The sequence below is a fragment of the Shewanella sp. SNU WT4 genome, assembly GCF_006494715.1.
GTDB lineage: Bacteria > Pseudomonadota > Gammaproteobacteria > Enterobacterales > Shewanellaceae > Shewanella.
In genome coordinates this window covers 2,102,067-2,121,803 of record NZ_CP041151.1, presented here as the reverse complement: position 1 = coordinate 2,121,803, position 19,737 = coordinate 2,102,067, and the positions used below count along the sequence as shown (strand labels likewise).

The window sequence follows — 19,737 nt, the reverse complement described above, 5'->3', positions numbered from 1 at the left end:
TAACAATCAAAATTGGTATATTCAAAACATCTGTATTGGCTTATATTTTTAGCCGCGGTAAATAACATCTTCATTTAAATTTATTCCATATAAAAAGGCCACCCTAAGGTTAATGCCACTCGCTTAAGAGCGAGTGGCATTTTTACTTGGATATTTCACTGTTTTCTTTAGCACCACACGCGGGTAGCTGGGCCGCTTCCTCTTTGGGGGTAAAATCAACCTTTTGCCATTTTCCCTCAGTCGTTTTAAGTGCTGTGGGATCGCTCCCGGACTCCCTCTGTCACTCCAACCAAACTCATCCTGTATTAAAAACAGGGCATTAATGAAACTTATCCTCTGTGGCTCAACTTTATGCTGCACTGCCATTGCGGCCATCTCTAGCCGAACAATATTGTAGGTCGTTAAGATCCCCCATAATTCTTGATACACCCCATCCTTCTTCTTACTGCGCAGGACTGGTTTATTTTCCAGTTGATATTGCTTTAGCTCACTATAACCCCTCTCTATCTCCCATCGCTGCCAATACACCTTGAGTAAATCGTTCACTGGATAGCTGTTGGGGCATAGGCAGGACGTGATAAACCCTTTGATATCACCTTTGGGTGACGGAATAAGAATAAGGCGGGCTTGCCAGCTCTCCCCCAGATAAGGCGCTTGCTGTTTAGCTTGGGGTGATACCGGCATCTCAACCAGATGGTCATACTCTGAGAATGACTCGATAATTTGATAGCGGGTCTTAGACTTTATCGGGGTTAACCAATGGGTGTTTGCACCGCTTTCTTGCCAGCTGATGAGCAATTCGGCAGACATAAACCCACGGTCAAACAACGTGAGCGAATTCTCGGGAGCTGAGCCAACCAATTGCTGTGCATAGTGAATTTCACTGTGGGTAACAGGCCCGAAAGCCGCATCAGAAAGTAAGTGGCTACGAGTAGACATTAAGGTGACCGCCAGCACAGAGGGAAAAGAAGCCGTGCTTTGTGCAAAGCCAAAGTGATGGTTTTCTTCAGTGTTATGCGTCTTAAAATACGTCCCATCAACACTGAGCAATTTCAATCCCGCTATCTCATCAAATTCGCACTGTGTTTCCCACTGTGCAGCGGTTGTTTTGAACAGATAACGCATGGGCTCTGAACCCAACTTTTCTTTGGCTTTGATGATACTACTGGTCGCCAGTGGCGGGAGCTCCCCCTTGGAGTCGGGAAATGCCAGTGAGAGCGTATCACAGACTTGCTGAATCGAGCGGTTACGCATCAAACCAATGCCTAGAACCAACCAAACAGCTTGCTCTGCAGGGAAACGGCGGGTTCGAAGCGAGGCCCTGCCAGTTTGTTGCACAGCCTCAGCCACCCAATCCATGGGAACATGTTTGGCGAATACATCAATATCTTGCGCTTGGAAAAATTCAGCGGTAACGAGTAGCTCTTTAGAAAATTCAGACATAAAAAAATCAGCTGCAACTTAGGTTGCGGCTGATTATGAAGCCCTTGAAAGATCGTTCAACTACTTAAAACGATCGGCATTAACCCTAAGGTGACCTTTTATTATCAACAACACATTATTAGCAATAACAAATTTAAGAGGCTTATCTTACCGACACTTGTCCATCATCACTTTTACTCGATACGCCTTTGTAGGTGGCAAACACCCGAGTCGTCCCCGATTTTATGGCTGTGACTAAGCCGCCTTCAGGCTCAACATGGGCAATAGTATCATCACCTATGGTCCACAAAGCTTCATCCGTACAATCGTTAACCGAGTAATCTACATAGTCAACCATGCATTTCATCTGCAACTGTTCACCGACGTCAAGATACTTAACATGGGGAATAACTTGTACGCCCTTAATTTCCCGCTCTTGTACTGTTAAGCTTGTTTGCGCCGTAATACCTTGATAAGTCGCTTGAATATTAGTGACACCATGATATTTAGCTGCGGCGATAGCGTTACCATTAGTGGTGATAGTCGCAATCTCAGGATTGGTACTTACCCAACTGCTCTCCTTAGTCACCACTAAACTACTACCATCACTAAACTGCGCGGTGGCCACATAGAATTGGGTTTCACCATCAAGAATCGTGATATCACTTGGCGTTATTATCAATGATGTTACTTCTGCTGGCGTTACTTGTACGCTCACGGTTTGTGACTTGCCAGCGAAACTCACCACTATCTGAGTTGTCCCTTTAGATAATGCCGTCACATAGCCGCCATTAGCCACAGTATTATCCACATGGGCAATAGTCTGGTTGACCATACGCCAATCAGCAGCCTTGCTCACATCATAATCTTGCCCTGTCGCATCATAAGCAATGGCTTGATAATACATGCTGCTGCCTATAGGTAATTCAGTGAACGTGGGGATGACGTCTAAGCGGGTGATCACAGGCACAGCCACCACTAAGGTCGCGCGCGCCTGCTTACCTTGATACTTAGCCGTTATCTCAGTAGTGCCTTTGTTTTCGCCTTTGGCTAAACCTTGGCTGGTGATGCTAGCGACGCTCGCATCAGATGTTTGCCAATTCACAGCATTAGTAATGTTTTTACTGACATTATCTGAATAGATGCCGGTTGCTTTAAATTGATATTGCATGCCTTGCATCACACTAGCTATGCCAGGGGTGATAACTATGCTCACCAGCTCCGCTTGTGTGACTGTCGCTAAGCTGGTATCACTTACGCCGCCAAAGCTAGCGCTAATAGTCGAAGTCCCGACCTTATCAGCACTGGCTTGGCCGGCTTTCGTGCCACTGGCAACTATGCTGACCACGCTTGAGTCCGATGAGCTCCAAGTGGCGCCGCGGGTAACGTTAGCCGTTAAACCGTTACTAAAATAGCCGGTGGCGCTGAACTGCCCCTGACTGCCGACTGGCTCATTGGGATTTTCAGGGGTGATCTTAAGCTCAGTTAAGGTAACCGCGAGCACAGATAAATTGGCGCTAGCGCTTTGCCCTTGATAGCTAGCAGTAATACTTACGCTTCCATCTTTATAAGTGTGCGCAAGCCCCGAGTTATCAATCGCAGCGGTTGCGACATCACTCGACTGCCAAGCGCTGAGCTTAGTCACATCAATACTGCTGTTATCAGAGAACTGCGCTGTAAGCGCATACTGCTGAGTTAAACCTGCGACCAACGTTGCTTGAACTGGCGAAATAGTCACGCTTTCAAGCACGGCCGCTGTTACCGTCGTAGTATTACTGGCGGTTTTGCCACCAAAGTTGGCAGTGACTGTTACCACACCTTGGCTAATCCCCAACACAGCGCCGCTATTCGCTTGGGTATTATCAACCGAAGCCACATTGCCATCGTTCACACTCCAAGTGGCCAGCGCAGTAATATCGGCGCTAGTGTTGTCAGAATAAAACGCGCGGGCTTGCAACTCCCCTTTATGGCCAATGGCTATGTTCTGTGTCGCTGGCGTCACTTCAATATGATCAAGTAAACCTGCGGTCACTTTAAGTGTCGCCTTTGCCTGCAAGCCGTTATAGCTTGCCGTTACTGTAACAGGTTTAACATTGTATTGATGAGCGCTAGCTAAGCCATTGCTATCAATAGTGACTAACGCGCTATCACTGGTTTGATAGTGAGCAAAGGCACTTAAATCATGATTACTACCATCAGAAAACACACCGAATAACTGATATTGCTGCGTGGTGCCCGCGGGAACTTCAGCAATGGTTGGCGTTAACGAGATAGACTCTAAGGTCGCGGCCGATACAGTTATAAGCGTGCTTGCCGTTTGCCCCGCAAATGTAACCACTAATGGTGTGGTACCTTCTTTTAAGGCTTTGGCATAACCTGCGTTAACCCCATTGGGGATAACCGCCGCCACACTGTAATCATCCACTAGCCAGTTGGCACTATCGGTGACATCGGCCGTGCTCTTATCAGAATAATAAGCAATCGCCGTAAATTGACCGTCTACGCCCACAGGTACGCTCGGGTTTTGTGGAGTAATTTGTAAGGACTCAATCACAGCGTCATTGACTGTATGCGGCGTTGACTGACTAAGCCCGCCAAAGCTAACAGAAATATCGGTCTGACCTTCGGCTAGGTTACTCGTGACGCCAGATAATGCGCGGCTAAATTCAATGGCCGCAACACTGGTATCACTACTGTTCCAAACGGCCAATTTAGTAATGTCTTGCTTTGAGCCATCGGAATAACGGGCATAAGCGCTATAAGCGACTTTGGTTCCGAGCGGCGCGGTAACATTTTGCGGGTTCATGCTGATATTAACCAGTTTCGCGTCACTGACTTCTAAACTGGTGGAGGCTGTCATGTTATTAAAAGTGGCGCTGACACTGGTTTTTCCTGCAGCGGTGGCGATAGTATCGCCGGCAAAAATACCTGTAGCTATGATTTTGGCAACCTTGGGATTGGCAATCGCCCAAGTAGATGCGCGGGTAATATCAATCACACTACCATCAGAGAAATTGCCCCGAGCGTGATAAACCCCCATTTTGCCAACAGGAAAGACTCCATCCACTGGCGTAATCGCAATTGAGCTAAGCTGCGCATTACTCACTGTTAAGCTGGAACTAGCCGTCAACGTCTTAGCGTTATACACCAAGGTGGCTGAAATTTGGCTTGAGCCGACAGATAGTGTGCTTAACCAGGCATCGGCATCTATGCTCGCTATCGCGCTATTGGCAACTTGCCAGGTGACTTTAGTCGTCACATCAATCACATCACCGCTGCTAGTCGTTAAAAACGCGCTGTATTGTTTAGCGGCTCCTTTTGGCAGCACATCGCTCGCAGGGGTTATCACTAAGGTTTCTGGAGTACTATTAACTACATTAAGCTGCGCATAAATCGACTTATTTTGATAACTTGCACTAATAGAGGCCACGCCTTCCGCGACACCTTTGGCCAGTACGCCATCTTCGGTCACGCTAATAGTCGCAACCGCGGCATTAGCGCTTTGCCAAGTCACTTGCGGCGTAACATCTAGCTGTAAGCCATTAGAAAAAATGGCAAAGGCTTGATAACTTTGCTCCATGTTAGTCAGTATGGTGCTCGTCGATGGCATGATACTCACGCTAATAGCGCCCACCACCAGTTCGGCGCTCGCTTGTAAGTCGTGATAATGAGCGATTACAGTGGCAACACCATCAGCAACCCCAGTGGCAGCCACATTATTACCAGCAACCATTAAGGTCGCGACATTAGGCTTATCCACGGACCAAGTCACTTTATCGGTAATATTAACTTCACTACCATCAGTTAACGTTGCCATAGCTTGATAACTTTGTTGACCGCCCACTAATATTCCAGAGGCATTAGGGCTAATAGTTAAGGCGCTAACACATAAATTACCCGCGTTACCACAACCACTAGGGAAACCTGAATTACTGCCATCACCACACCCACTTAATAACAGCAAGATGGATAATAAGGCGAATTTAATTTGAGAGAGATAAGTCATTATTATTGTTCCTGCGGTTGCAAGGTCATTGACGGCAATACTACTTGCACGCGACGATTTAAATACTTTTGATCTTCGCTGATGGCAGTATCGGCCGGATATTGCTCGCCGTAATTTTCAGTAATCATTTGCTCAGGTTTAACGCCACGCTCCAGCAAATATTGCTTAATAGCGTCGGTGCGCTCTGCCGCTAATCCTAAGTTATATTCGCGCTCACCTTGGCTATCGCTAAACCCCTGTAAAACAACCTTAGCGTCTGGATATTGAGTTAAGCGCTTAACCACAATCTGCAGTGAATCCACAAATAACAGTTTGCTACTGTCAAAATCAAATAATACCGGGAAAGTCACTGGCTCTAATTCTGTGGGCGCAGCAGTGATAACGGTATTAGTGACAATCTGAGTGATGATTTCAGGTCGAGCGCGGCCAAATTGATAACTAATACCTACACTGGTGGCATGAGCGTTAGTGCCGCCAATATCATCATTACCGAGATGATGAAAATACTGGTATTGCATCCTTGCCTGCCAAGCGTCACTGATTTGATAAGTCATACCAAGGCCCACAGATGGCGCCCAGTCATCGGCCTTTAAAGTTGCAAAAGGGCCTTTGTTTTCACCATACCAATTAAATACCCCAGCCTTGGCAAATACAGTGAAATCTTCATACACTGGCATTGACGCCACGGCAGATAAATTAACCCCCTGCATAGTGCCTTCGTAGGCTTGGTTTTTGCCGCCTTCTAAATAAGCGGCCTTAGCGCTACCTAAATCAATGTAGGCAGCCTCCAGGGCAAGATATTGATTAAACTGATAACCCGCAAAAAATCCTGCCATGGTCGCGTTTTTATCGCAATCCAGGCTTCCAGAGTCGCAGCCATGTTGATAATGATTAATGCCTAACTCACCGCCCATATAGAAATAGCTAGTAGGCAAAGTATTTGGGCCTTGTACATTCGCAGGATAATTAGCTGAATTAAACGCTTGTGGAGTTAATTGTTCGGCGGCGTAGACTGAGCCACTAGCGTATAAAGCAAGCAGGATACACTGTTTTGCAAGGTTACTCCGACTGAGTATTCGATGAGGCAACATATTGTCATCCATGGTAATTAAGTAAAAAGTCCAATGGCATGAATTTATAGTAAAACTACAGCTATAGAGTGGTCATGATGTATTTCTAACGCCATTTTATAGCAACACCTTTACTCCATATTCAGCCCAATAAAGAGCGATTACTAAAAGATTAATTACCCGCATCCTAACAATAGACTAAAGCCATAAGCAAGATTAAATACTTAAGTGCACTGAGTCATCATGGCCAAAATCAATATCAAATATCACCATTCACTTAAGCTACTGCTTATCTGCTCAGGGTTTTAGCCATAAAATATCCATTTAATTTTCGTTGAAAAATATTTGTATGAAAACATTTCACAGATGATTATTCGGAAATCTTATTCCAAGACAGAGGAATAATTAACATTAATTGATTTTAATGAAAGAAGCCTGCCATTTACTCGAGACATTCAGCATTCCCCCTTATATAGCAGCGCACAATAACAGAGTGCAATGAGGCATTGTTATTGCCAGATTAATCCGGTCATTTATATAAAACGCTATGTCAGCCACATTAAAATATAAAGCACTTATATCGCTATTACCTTGTACTCATATAGAGCAATGAATGGAGTCTGGATCATTCATTCGAGAATTGAGCATGAGTGTTCGCCAATTTAATACCTGCGAATTCAACGCCTAAGTTGCCTTTATGATGCGCATAAAGTAAAGGCGCCCATCGGCGCCTTTGTTTTATGCTATTACTCTTATTGCGGTTATTTCGGTTCAGCTTAGGGCGCATTGACCTTAGTGTTCACGCTTGATTTAGGCCAAGCATTGATTACCGCTTTAATGAGTGACGCTAACGGAATTGCAAAAAATACCCCCCAAAAGCCCCACAGGCCGCCAAACACTAATACCGCGGCAATAATCATGACCGGGTGTAAGTCCACGGCATCAGAGAATAATACGGGCACCAACACGTTACCATCTATGGCTTGAATAATGCCGTACCCTAACATTAAATAACCAAATTCAGCGCTAAATCCCCACTGAAAAAAAGCCACTAGCGCAATCGGTAAGGTCACTAAGGTGGCGCCAACATAAGGAATTAACACAGATAAACCGGTTAATACTCCAAGCAGCGCCGCGTAACGTAAATCCATGACCGCAAAAAAGATGTAACTGGCGATACCTACAATCACAATTTCAATCACTTTACCGCGAATGTAATTGAAGATTTGCTGGTGCATTTCCGACCAGACTTGACCCGCTAATTCGCGATTATTGGGGAAGAAACGCTTGGCGCCATTAATTAACTCTTGTTTATCTTTTAAAAAGAAAAACACTAATAACGGCACTAAAATCGCGTACACCATCCACACCAATAAAGAGGCCGAATAACCTAATAAATGCTTACCAAAATCAAGCAAATGCTGGGTATCAAGTAAGGCCCTGACTGAGTCAATCATGCTACTTAGTTGCTCGGATGACATATATTGTGGGTATTGAGTCACGAGCGATTCAGCTAATAACAAGCCTTTATCGACCATGCGCGGCAGTTCGGTCAGTAATGCGCCGCCTTGGCGCCATAAGCTTGGGAGCAAACCGAAGGTGAGTAACACCATTAGTCCAATAAATAACACTAAGACTAATGAAGCCCCAGCCACGCGGTTAATTCCAAGCCGACTCATTTGTGCAACCGGCCATTCCAGCAAAAACGCCAGTACTAATGCCACCAAAATAGGTGCCAGTAAGCCGCCACCGAAATAAATTAATGAAGCCAGCACCACTAATATAAATACCAGAGTGACAGCTTGCGGGTCACTGAAACGATCTTTATACCAATTATTGACAAAACTCAGCATTGTTACTTCCATCAAAACTTTTGAGTAAAGAGTGAGAATAAATCAGGCTTTGGTGATCCAAACCGCCAAAAATCCCAACTCTGTAGGGGCTGTACTCACTGTATGGCCCTGTTTTTTTATATAAGCGGGAACATCCTTGCAAGATTGCTTGTCTGATAACAAAACGTGCAACTGCATTCCCACAGACATCTGTTTTAGTGCCATTTTTACTGTCACTAACGGGTATGGACAACGGTGGTCAGTTAAGTCAATAAATTCCATAATCCGCTTGCCTTCTATAAGTGCAGACTATTATGCTAACTTGCCCTCGGATGCACAAGACTTGCACCGCTAGCGCAGAAGATAAATCACAGAAAAATAAGGATCATCTTGCCTAAGTCACTGCCATATCACCTAAGGGTAACCTGTATCGCCTCAGTCTTAAGTCTGACCTTGGCTATGTCCAATTTTGCTGTCGCATCGGCGAATCAGACATTAACTTCTGACAGCCAAAATTTGCCAGAACTCGGCACTGCGGCGATTAATACCTTCAGTTTAGAAAAAGAACAACTTTACGGTGACACTTACATGCGGATTATCCGCGGTTCGGCCCCTGTGATTAACGATCCGGTATTGAGTCAGTATCTGACTGAACTTGGCAATCGTTTAGTGGCCAATGCCACAGGCGTTAAAACGCCCTTCTATTTCTTCTTATTAAATAATGATGAAATTAACGCCTTTGCCTTCTTTGGCGGCCATGTTGGCGTTCATACCGGCCTATTTTTAAATGCTGATAATGAAAGTGAGTTAGCTTCAGTGCTCGCCCACGAAATCACTCACGTAACGCAGCGTCATATAGCCCGCGGTATTGAGGCGCAGCAAAAAGCAACGCCTGCCACTGTGGCTGGTATTTTAGGCGGCATTCTATTAGCCATTGCCGCGCCTCAAGCCGGTATGGCGGCATTAATGACCACGCAAGCCATGTCGCAGCAAAGCTCTATCAACTTCACTCGCTTACATGAAAAAGAAGCTGACCGTATTGGTACCCAAGTCATGGTTGATGCCGGATTTGACCCTGAAGCCGCAGCCGATTTTTTTAATAAAATAGCCACTCGCTATCGCTTTACCACTAAACCGCCGCAAATGTTGCTAACCCACCCCTTACCAGAGTCGCGGATTTCAGAAGCGCGCAGCCGCGCCGCTCAATATGCACCAGTGCGCTTACCTGTGAGCTTAAATTACGAATTGGCGCGCGCGCGGGTACAGGTTAGATTTTCAAGTTACAGCGATGATGCTGTGCTGACTATGTTTAACGACCAATTGAAAAAGAACAGCTATCAAGTAAAAGAAGCCGCGCTTTATGGCAAAAGCTTGGCGCTATTTCGTAATAAAAAGTACCAGGAGGCCGAAGCCATCATAGATGGACTCTTGGCCAAGGATGCCAACAACCTCTTTTATCTAGATACCAAAACGGATTTATTGTTGCAGCGTAAAGCTTTTGATCAAACCATTGCGATGTTGCTTGCTGAGCGCGCCTTAAAACCGACCTCGCAAGTGGTGACTCTTAACCTAGCCAATGCCTATATTGAAGCCAAGCAACCTGCTAAAGCCATTCCGTTGCTGCAAGAAATGATCTTTCTAGATAGAAAGAATGCCTTGCCGCTGCAGTTGTTAACGCAAGCCTATAAAGACTTAAATAACAAAGCAATGGAGTTTTATACCCGCGCAGAATCTTTAGGTTTAGTCGCCGATTATGCAGGTGCTATCGATCAGCTAAATTACGCTTATCGCGCGGCGGTCAATGATCCTTTAGAGCAAGCACGGATTGACGCCAGAATTCGGCAATTTAAGCAGCTTGAGCGTACCTTAGATGAATTTAAATAGGATGAATTCAAATAGCGGGATAGATCACAAAATGCTAGACTGCGCCTTCCCAATTAGGAGAGGTATGTATGGGCAAAGTTGTTATTTATCATAACCCTAGATGTTCAAAAAGTCGCGAAGCGCTGGCGCTGCTAGAACAGCATAATTGTGATATTGAGGTGGTGTTGTATTTGCAGCAACCGCCCGTTCTCGCAGATATAGCTAAGCTCTTGTCATTATTAGGATTTGATAGTGCGCGTCAGTTGATGCGCACCAAAGAAGCTGAATATAAAGAGTTAGCCCTGGCTGATAGCAATGATGAGAGCGTATTGCGTCAAGCCTTAGTGGATTATCCCAAGCTGATTGAGCGCCCGATTGTTATTGTCAACGATCGCGCTATTATCGCCCGTCCGCCAGAGCAATTACTGACCTTGTTAGCGTAAGTTGGCTGCAGTTCATCATTGGCACTCGCTAGTCGCATGTTTTAAATGGAGGTTTTATGTCGACCCAAGGGTTATTACTGGCAAGCCGCATTGGCTATGCCGGCCTGATAATACTACTTAGCTACTATTTTATTAGCGCCGCTTTTGCGGGCAATGGTTATTCTCCTTGGTTTAGTCTTATTGGTTTGCTGCCTATATTGCTCCCCATGAAAGGGATCATTGAAGGGCGACCTTATACCTTCGCTTGGGCAGGATTTATCTTGTGCTTATACCTACTGCACAGCTTAACGTTATGGTGGGTAAGCCCAGAACTGAGAATATTTGCCAGCATAGAAAGTGCCTTACTCATGTTTTGTTTAATCACTTTTTCGTTGTTTGCGCGCCTAAAGGGTCGAGAACTTGGCTTAGGATTAAAAAAACATAAAGCCTAAATGGGGTTGGCAATTGCACTCGGTAGCGTTGCCAACCTTTTCAATTGAGTAGTTTTTAAGATAAACAAGCCGTGTTATAGTCGTTTCGTAACAAAAAAAACGACTATTGTTAACGAGGCTTTATGGATAAGAACCCTAATATTTATCTTGCTCTCTTGGCCAGTTTGTTCGTTTCAGCCTGTGGCTCGGATTCTGCCGAACCAGCTCCGCCACAGCCTCCTATCGATAATCTGACTCGCTGTGAGGCGCCCTTATCGCTCGTGACAGCAATCGATCGCAGCCAATATCGCTTACTCACAGAAGCTAATTATTATCGCAATCAAAATCATAGCCTCATCATTCAATCCAAAAGCCATAGTCAACAATGGCGTTACCAATGGCGCCAAATTGCAGGCCCTGCCCTAACGTTATTAAGCCCCACTAGCCCAGTATTAGCCTTTGAAGCCACACAAGCAGGCAGTTATCAGTTTGAAGTAAGCATTGAATTACCAGGCGCCAATACCAGCATTGAACAAGTCACCATAGAAATTATTGATGAAACCCCAGCGTTATTAGCGCGGTTAGATCATCAAGTAGTTGAAGGTAATAATGTCAGTTTTCGTTTAGATGGCGCAGCAACGCCAACCCAAGTCAGTTGGTGTATTCAAAGTGGCCCAGATCTAGGACTTGATGTGTCGCAGCCCCTTCGCCCCTTGTTTACTGCACCACAGGTTAATGCTGATACCTTAAGCGTGCTAAAAGTACAAGCGAGCGTCAATGGTCAAGTGCATACCGACCGAGCTTATGCCTTAATAACCCAAGAGCCTACCATCAGCTCCAGTTATTTTGATGAACCCGTCGCCAGAGTGCATGCTTATCGCGCCTCTAATTATCAAAAAGCGCTAGAAAGCTGCATTTACTCCAATAGCTTAGTAAACACTTGCACTATCGCGCGCTTGCCGTTAATTGGCCAAACATCAAATGCCAACAATATTGACGCGATTTTAGAGCGGGTATTAGTGTCACACCCTTGGATGGGTGATAATTTTGCCTTATTTCTTAGGCAAATGGACCCTAACAGTGATTTTGTAAATCTACTGCAATCGGTCAGTGCCATCATCATAAGTTATGATGTTAGGCCATCTTTTTACTGGGTAGTCACAGGCGCGATTTATCTCGACCCCAGTGATTTATGGTTAACGCCAAGTGAGCGCGATACTATCAACGAAGCGCCAGATTATCGTTCAGGTTTTGGCGATGAACTGCAGTTTTATATGCCATGGCGTTACGTTAAAAACAACCAATACGCGAGCAGTAATATCCCTATCAATGTTCGAGAATCGCGAAGTTTAGCGGATATTGAAGCGGATTTTGCCTCGCTGCTTTACCATGAACTGGCTCATGCCAATGATTTTTTCCCGCGCAGCGTGCATCAGCAGTTGGTTGGAGATACCTTTATTGATGCTTATAATGCCCGCAACGACGCAGGCACTTTAGTCAGCAGTGTGTTGACCCAAGCCTACCCACTGCAAAGTGATGCGATGCAAGGCTTAGCTCAAGTAAGATTTAGAGGCGCCAGCGTTAGCGCGGCGCAAAAGCAATATTTACCGGCAGATATCAGCGGGTTTTTCAATCAAGATGTTGCCAATGATTTTTACAATTATTCTACCATACGCGAAGATGCAGCCATGTTATTTGAAGAGGCGATGATGAGCTATCGCCTTGGCGTACTAAGGGATGTGGCCGTAACAGACAAACCGGCCAGTTTAACCGCAGACAGTATTGTGGTGGAATGGGGCCAAAGAGGCCGGATTGGCGATAATAGCTTAGCAAGCCGCGCCGCTTTTGTGATTGATGCTATGCTGCCAGAACAAACTGGTGACAAATTGATCAGCAGTTTACCTGAGCCAATATTAATGACGCCAGGTCGCAGCTGGGCCGCGAATCTTGCCATTTCACCAAATACCATAGCGCCAAGTAATCGCAGCATGGCATCGCCACTGCGCTTACCGGAAGTAAATGTCCATGGTCGCCACCAAGGCTTAACTATCAAAGGCGCTAACTACTAACGCTAGAGAGTAAAACTGGTATTGCAGGATGAATTGATTAAATCAAAAAGCACAGCCTCGGCTGTAATGCCGTTCACTTAGTGTGAACGGCATTTTTCTTAGGCTTAATGGGATACTTGTTTTTACTCATTTTTAACGCACGTGGATAGGCCCTATCCCGTTTCCCATCAAGCTTGAACTGTCTCGCATTACGCACTATGTCCAAGACATCTCTCGGGACATTCCCTCGCGTTTGAGATGACAGCTGAGTCAGTTTTAAAATGATATAACTCGACGCATCTCTAAAGCTCAATTGGTTCGGATGTAACGACGGTAAGCTTTTAGCCATCAACACCATCTTGTATCTGATGAGGTTATAGGCCAACAGTACCCCCCACAATTCTTGGATAACCAGCTCTGGCAATTGACTGCGTAACGTAAAGCGACTCTCCAGCAGATGCTGCTTCATCTCCCGATAGCCCACTTCTATCTCCCATCGATGGGCATATAAATCCACTATCTCGGCCCCCGGATAACGCAAGGGGTCAGTTAATGAGGTCAAAATTGAAACCAACTTACCTTTTACCGTCTTCGTCAGTAAGCGAGCTTCAATATTGTCAGGCAGCATAGGCCACTTCTTTCTGGCTTGAGGTGTGGTGGTTAACTGCACCAGTTGGTCGTGTTTTCCTAAAGAGCGTACCACTTCATATTGTGTCCCTTTCTTCAACGGCAGCAGCCAGTGGCTGTTAGGTTGAGCCTGTTGCCAGGCGTGCAAAAGCCCCAACGAATAGAAGCCTCTGTCAAACAGCGTCAGGCTGTTATTGGGTATGCTGGATATCAGTTCGGCGGCTAAATTCATTTCACTGACAGCAACAGAATCAAAGGCGCTGTTCAATACCAAGTGACTGCTTAATTCCATCATGCAAACCATACGAATTTGAGGATAGGCAGCATCACCAGCAGCATTGGCGGTTTTGGCAAAGGCCTGGTTGTTTTGCTCACTATCAGGTGTTCGCCACACGACACCATCGACACCGTAGAGGTTGAGTCCACACCAATGAGGATGCTCTGCTCTCTCATGCCAAGTCTTGGCGCTTCGCTTAAACACATCCTGAACAACGTCAGAGCCCAGGCGCTTGCGCGCTTGCGTGACAGCGCTGCGAGCCACGTAATCCACCTCTTGAGGTAAGACGATATCAAGCTTATTGATGAGAGAGCGGACGGACTCGCCTCTGAACAGAGCCATACCAATCACCGCCCAAATCATGGCATCCATAGGTAACTTACGTCGCCGTAAACTGGCAACACCATGTGAATCAAGGCACGACTGAATTAAATCTGGCTCAAGCACATCGGCCAGACAGGTGAATTCGGTATGGCGATTGATATGAGTACGCGCCAAAGCTTCTGAAAGTTGCATAAAAAAATCCGATGACATGGGGTCATCGGATTTTGATCCTTTCAGTGAGATCGTCAAGCGATCTGTCTTAACTGATCGGCATTACAGCCTCGGCTGTGCTTTTTATTGATTAGATAGCATAGATTAGAGGCGAAGCGTTTCTTTCACGAATGGGATAGTTAATTTACGCTGATGGATCATTGAGGCTTTATCTAACTTATCAAGCACATCAAACAAGGTGCGTAAGTCGCGCGCCATTCTATTTAACAAGAAACGACCAACATCATCAGGCAAATGCAAGCCACGCATAGCGCTACGGCGCTGCAATGCTGCTAACTTTTCATCATCGGCCATTGGTTGCAATTGATAGTTAATGCCCCACTGCATCCGCGATAACAAATCTGGCAGTAAAATACCTATGTCACTAATGGGCTTAGCGGCGCTCACTATTAAGGAGCAACGACCATGTTCAGTGACACGATTATATAAATCGAATAAAGCCTCTTCCCATAATGGGTGGCCTGCAATAGCATCAACATCATCGATACAAATCAAATCAAGCTGCTCTAAACCTTCAAGCAAGGCTGGAGAGATACTGGCATGAATTCCCATAGGTAAATAAAAACTACGCCTGTCTTTATCATTGGCGTAAGCGCAAGCGGCATGCAACAAATGGGTACGACCAGATTTGATAGGCCCCCATAAATAAATGATGTGAGCGCCTTCCCCGGCCGCAGATATTTGCAGGGTTTGGATCAGTTCATCGTTGCCGGTGGCAGGATAATAACTGTTGAATGTTTCGTCATCCGGTAAATGTACCGGTAAAGATAACTGTATAGGTGAGTTTTGTGTCAATCAAAAATTCTCAATCACCGAGCCGTTATAAGGCGTACAGTTTACCACGTACGCCGGATAAAATATCAATTTCACCTAGTTTGACGTCGATTTGAACGTCAAGCGGTGATTATTGCCACAAATAGTACAAGGTCGTTAGCGCTTCGTTAGGCGCTGCCACCGGATTTGGCACAGGGGTAACAGCGGCACCGGTTAATGGCGCCATACTTACTCCGGTATTTACATCGGTCTGAGTATTAGTCCCTGCAGCATTCACATCCCCTGCCACATTCATATCAACTTGAGCATTAACACTGGCTGGCGAGTTTGTGGTTTTAAATGGGCTCACAGGTGACAAGCGAGCCTCTAACGCCAATAAGCGCTGAAAATCTTGCTCATTAGAGAATAAGCTTATCTGATAAATCGCCGCTGAAGGCTTGAGCTCACTTAAGGTAATTTGTTTAACCACACTCAGTTGCTGCAGATAGGTTTGCAGTTTATGCATATCTTCCAAGTTAGATAAGCCGCCCACCTGCAATTGCAAACGAGTGCCCTCGCCATTATCTGCAACCGCATAACGTTGAACTAAGAACTGACTGATTTTACTTATGATGGCTTGACTGGCTTCAAGCTCAGTGACCGCACTACCACTATCAGACAGTAAAGGCACTATGGCACCTTGAGTTTCATCGGCGCTTGGCTGCTTATATAAAGCAAGACGATATTTCCAACCCGTAGCATCAGCCAACACAGAAGTAATAGCAAAGTAATCGGCGCCATAGCGCAGTGATGCTTGCGCAATATTGCCAGTCAAACCGCCAGCCACATCGGTCACACTCACTAACATCATGTCGTCTAAATCAAGCACTGGGAATAATAATGGCACGCCAGCATCTTGGCCTTGCTGCTTAAAATCTTTGCGTATGGTTAAGCTACTTTCATCGCCCACCAGTCGGCGCGGGTCCAGTGTCGCTTGTTGATCATCATTGGCCAGCCACATTAAAATGAGGGGGCGTTGCTTACCCCATATCGGCACATTAGCTTCGCGCAATAACGATATTAATCTGCGTTCATCAAAGCTTGCCATCACAGCTAATTGACCTTCAATTTGCAGGTAACCAAATTGGCGCAATATCGCATCGGGATCGTTAATTTGCGCCTGAACAAGCGGATTAGTTAATGCATTAGGATTGCCAGTATTTTTGATGATGACTTGTTTAAGTGCATCCGCTAAGGCCACTTTGCGGGCATCCACACTTCTATCAGTGACAGGGACAACAGCCTGATTAAGTTGTTGAACTACCACCGCATTAGCAAAGTTTGACCACACATAAGTGTTCAAAACGATGAACAGAATAAATAATTTACGCATTTATCCGCAATAATCCCAATGACAATATAATGGCCAAAGTGTACCACAGAAACTTAAGTTCGCGATCCTATCCCCTTGGATGATTTGAAGTTCTCGAATAACGCTTTCATTAGCATTAGTGTGATAAACCCCAAATTAATCAAAATTTAATCATTAATTTTCATGATAAAATCTGTGGGTTTTGCACGTAGCTTAACTAAGCCTTCATGCATACAAGCATCGAATCGCATTGATTGTGTTGTGGAGCGCCCTCCTCAGTATAAAAGATCCCTATTCGATTCAATATTGCTCAAATATTAATGTTCCCTTCAATAATGAATCACAATAATGAGACCGTTTATGAGTAAGTACACTCTACCATTACAAGGAGCACAAATGCTGTTTGTCGCATTTGGTGCGCTCGTGCTAATGCCACTGATCACCGGGCTTGATACTAGCGTGGCGCTGTTCACCGCTGGATTTGGCACCTTATTGTTCCAGTTAGTGACCAAACGCCAAGTACCTATCTTCCTCGCTTCCTCGTTTGCTTTTATTGCGCCCATTCTTTACGGCGTACAAACTTGGGGTATACCTGCCACTATGGGCGGCTTAATGGCCGCCGGCTGCATGTATGTGCTTCTAGGCGCTGCCGTTAAAATCAATGGCGTTACCTTTATCCATAGACTATTACCACCTGTAGTTGTGGGCCCGGTCATCATTGTGATTGGTTTAGGCTTAGCGCCTACGGCCGTCAATATGGCTTTAGGTAAAACTGGCGATGGCTCAAGCGTGTTAGTGCAACAAGACTTAGCCTTATTTATCTCTATCGCCTCACTACTCACCACGATTTTGGTGGCGGTATTTGCCAAAGGCATACTGAAATTAATGCCTATTTTATCTGGCATTACCGTCGGCTACTTACTGAGCTTATATTTTGGCATTGTCGATTTCAGTGCCGTCGTTGCCGCGCCATGGTTTGCTATCCCCCACTTCGTAGCCCCAGAATTTCACTGGCAAGCCATCATGTTTATGATCCCCGTGGCCATTGCCCCAGCGGTTGAGCACATAGGTGATATCTTAGCTATCTCCAACGTGGCACAAAAAGATTACATGAAAAAGCCAGGGTTACATCGCACCTTAATGGGCGATGGTATCGCGACAATTGCGGCGGCAAGTTTTGGCGGACCACCCAACACCACATATTCCGAAGTCACCGGTGCTATTAGTCTGACCCGTAACTTTAACCCTGTGGTGATGACTTGGACTGCAATTACCGCCATAGTGTTAGCGTTTGTGGGTAAGTTAGGCGCCATGATGCAAACCATTCCAGTGCCTGTGATGGGCGGCATTATGTGCTTATTATTTGGCTCGATTGCGACCGTAGGGCTTAACTCGTTAATTAAAAATCAAGTTGATCTTAATATTCCGCGCAACTTATGTATTGTTGGCGTGACCTTAGTCTTTGGTATTGGCGGTATGGCATTTGGTATTGGCGAGTTTAGCCTGAGCGGCATTAGTTTGTGCGGTATTGTAGCTATCTTAATGAATCTATTACTGCCAGCGCACTTTACTGTGGAGAGCAAAGCGCAGTAAAACTAGTGCATTATAAAGTCGGCAACTATCCCTACTACATTGGCGATTAGTGCATCAAAAAAGCCCGCAATTGCGTAATGTCGTTCACTTAGTGTGAACGGCATTTTTCTTAGGCTTAATGGGATACTTGTTTTTACTCATTTTTAACGCACGTGGATAGGCCCTATCCCGTTTCCCATCAAGCTTGAACTGCCTTGCATTACGCACTATGTCCAAAACATCTCTCGGGACATTCCCTGGCGTTTGAGATGACAGCTGAGTCAGTTTTAAAATGATATAACTCGACGCATCTCTAAAGCTCAATTGGTTCAGATGTAACGACGGTAAGCTTTTAGCCATCAACACCATCTTGTATCTGATGAGGTTATAGGCCAACAGTACCCCCCACAATTCTTGGATAACCAGCTCTGGCAATTGACTGCGTAACGTAAAGCGACTCTCCAGCAGATGCTGCTTCATCTCCCGATAGCCCACTTCTATCTCCCATCGATGGGCATATAAATCCACTATCTCAGCCCCCGGATAACGCAAGGGGTCAGTTAATGAGGTCAAAATGGCAACCAACTTACCTTTTACCGTCTTCGTCAGTAAGCGAGCTTCAATATTGTCAGGCAGCATAGGCCATTTCTTTCTGGCTTGAGGTGTGGTGGTTAACTGCACCAATTGGTCGTGTTTTCCTAAAGAGCGTACCACTTCATATTGTGTCCCTTTCTTCAACGGCAGCAGCCAGTGGCTGTTAGGTTGAGCCTGTTGCCAAGCGTGCAAAAGCCCCAACGAATAGAAGCCTCTGTCAAACAGAGTTAGGCTGTTATTGGGTATGCTGGATATCAGTTCGGCGGCTAAATTCATTTCACTGACAGCAACAGAATCAAAGGCACTGTTCAATACCAAGTGACTGCTTAATTCCATCATGCAAACCATACGAATTTGAGGATAGGCAGCATCACCAGCAGCGTTGGCGGTTTTGGCAAAGGCCTGGTTGTTTTGCTCACTATCAGGTGTTCGCCACACGACACCATCGACACCGTAGAGGTTGAGTCCACACCAATGTGGATGCTCTGCTCTCTCATGCCAAGTCTTGGCGCTTCGCTTAAACACATCCTGAACAACGTCAGAGCCCAGCCGCTTGCGCGCTTGTGTAACAGCGCTGCGAGCCACGTAATCCACCTCTTGAGGTAAGACGATATCAAGCTTATTGATGAGAGAGCGGACGGACTCGCCTCTGAACAGAGCCATACCAATCACCGCCCAAATCATGGCATCCATAGGTAACTTACGTCGCCGTAAACTGGCAACACCATGAGAATCAAGGCACGACTGAATTAAATCAGGCTCAAGCACATCGGCCAGACAGGTGAATTCGGTATGGCGATTGATATGAGTACGCGCCAAAGCTTCTGAAAGTTGCATAAAAAAATCCGATGACATGGGGTCATCGGATTTTGATCCTTTCAGTGAGATCGTCA

The 19,737-nt window shown here is 45.6% G+C and carries 14 protein-coding genes; 5 read left to right on the top strand and 9 right to left on the bottom strand.

Translation table 11 applies throughout. From position 1 onward, the window contains the following. Positions 1–123: 123 nt before the first annotated feature. The 5 genes from FJQ87_RS09485 to FJQ87_RS09465 all read right to left on the bottom strand — a co-directional run bounded on the left by FJQ87_RS09485 (position 124) and on the right by FJQ87_RS09465 (position 8,612). Positions 124–1,443, bottom strand: coding sequence for an IS4 family transposase (locus FJQ87_RS09485; RefSeq protein ID WP_140930149.1), 1,320 nt, complete (start codon positions 1,441–1,443; stop codon positions 124–126). A gap of 142 nt (positions 1,444–1,585) precedes the next feature. Then, entirely contained in the window at positions 1,586–5,428 is a 3,843-nt protein-coding gene (locus FJQ87_RS09480; RefSeq protein ID WP_140932433.1) for an Ig-like domain-containing protein, read from the bottom strand. Positions 5,429–5,430: 2 nt separating this feature from the next. Next, positions 5,431–6,519 carry an OmpA family protein gene (locus tag FJQ87_RS09475; protein WP_140932432.1) on the bottom strand — a complete coding sequence of 363 codons (1,089 nt, stop codon included), beginning with the start codon at positions 6,517–6,519 and terminating at the stop codon, positions 5,431–5,433. A gap of 755 nt (positions 6,520–7,274) precedes the next feature. After that, the gene (locus FJQ87_RS09470; RefSeq protein ID WP_140932431.1) at positions 7,275–8,351 is read right to left on the bottom strand and encodes an AI-2E family transporter; all 1,077 of its coding nucleotides are present in this window, start codon (positions 8,349–8,351) and stop codon (positions 7,275–7,277) included. Between the two features lie 42 nt (positions 8,352–8,393). Then, a complete protein-coding gene (locus tag FJQ87_RS09465) occupies positions 8,394–8,612 on the bottom strand; it encodes a sulfurtransferase TusA family protein (protein ID WP_140932430.1) in 219 nt (72 codons plus the stop codon). Positions 8,613–8,789: 177 nt separating this feature from the next. Between FJQ87_RS09465 and FJQ87_RS09460 the strand changes: the two genes are divergently transcribed. The 4 genes from FJQ87_RS09460 (at position 8,790) to FJQ87_RS09445 (ending at position 13,115) form a co-directional block, all read left to right on the top strand. Beyond that, positions 8,790–10,214: a M48 family metalloprotease gene (locus FJQ87_RS09460; RefSeq protein WP_140932429.1), complete on the top strand. Its 1,425-nt coding sequence runs from the start codon at positions 8,790–8,792 to the stop codon at positions 10,212–10,214. 68 nt (positions 10,215–10,282) lie between these two features. Then, on the top strand, positions 10,283–10,636 hold the full coding sequence (arsC, locus tag FJQ87_RS09455) for an arsenate reductase (glutaredoxin) (RefSeq protein ID WP_140932428.1): 354 nt from the start codon (positions 10,283–10,285) through the stop codon (positions 10,634–10,636). A 56-nt stretch (positions 10,637–10,692) separates the two neighbouring features. Further along, positions 10,693–11,067 (top strand): DUF2069 domain-containing protein, encoded by a 375-nt coding sequence (locus FJQ87_RS09450; RefSeq protein WP_140932427.1) that lies wholly within the window; start codon positions 10,693–10,695, stop codon positions 11,065–11,067. 122 nt (positions 11,068–11,189) lie between these two features. Continuing rightward, positions 11,190–13,115: a hypothetical protein gene (locus FJQ87_RS09445; protein WP_140932426.1), complete on the top strand. Its 1,926-nt coding sequence runs from the start codon at positions 11,190–11,192 to the stop codon at positions 13,113–13,115. 73 nt (positions 13,116–13,188) lie between these two features. Here the strand turns inward: FJQ87_RS09445 and FJQ87_RS09440 are convergent, their stop codons facing one another. The 3 genes from FJQ87_RS09440 to FJQ87_RS09430 all read right to left on the bottom strand — a co-directional run bounded on the left by FJQ87_RS09440 (position 13,189) and on the right by FJQ87_RS09430 (position 16,699). Next, the gene (locus FJQ87_RS09440; RefSeq protein ID WP_140934043.1) at positions 13,189–14,514 is read right to left on the bottom strand and encodes an IS4 family transposase; all 1,326 of its coding nucleotides are present in this window, start codon (positions 14,512–14,514) and stop codon (positions 13,189–13,191) included. A gap of 123 nt (positions 14,515–14,637) precedes the next feature. Continuing rightward, positions 14,638–15,348, bottom strand: a complete 711-nt coding sequence (gene hda, locus FJQ87_RS09435; RefSeq protein WP_140932425.1) for a DnaA inactivator Hda — start codon at positions 15,346–15,348, stop codon at positions 14,638–14,640. 109 nt (positions 15,349–15,457) lie between these two features. Then, positions 15,458–16,699, bottom strand: a complete 1,242-nt coding sequence (locus FJQ87_RS09430; protein ID WP_140932424.1) for a DUF2066 domain-containing protein — start codon at positions 16,697–16,699, stop codon at positions 15,458–15,460. A gap of 339 nt (positions 16,700–17,038) precedes the next feature. Here FJQ87_RS09430 and FJQ87_RS09425 point away from each other — a divergent pair, with 339 nt between their 5' ends. After that, positions 17,039–18,271: a uracil-xanthine permease family protein gene (locus tag FJQ87_RS09425; RefSeq protein ID WP_140932423.1), complete on the top strand. Its 1,233-nt coding sequence runs from the start codon at positions 17,039–17,041 to the stop codon at positions 18,269–18,271. Between the two features lie 84 nt (positions 18,272–18,355). On the opposite strand, the gene FJQ87_RS09420 is transcribed toward FJQ87_RS09425, so the two are convergent. Further along, positions 18,356–19,681, bottom strand: coding sequence for an IS4 family transposase (locus FJQ87_RS09420; RefSeq protein WP_140934060.1), 1,326 nt, complete (start codon positions 19,679–19,681; stop codon positions 18,356–18,358). Positions 19,682–19,737 lie beyond the last annotated feature (56 nt).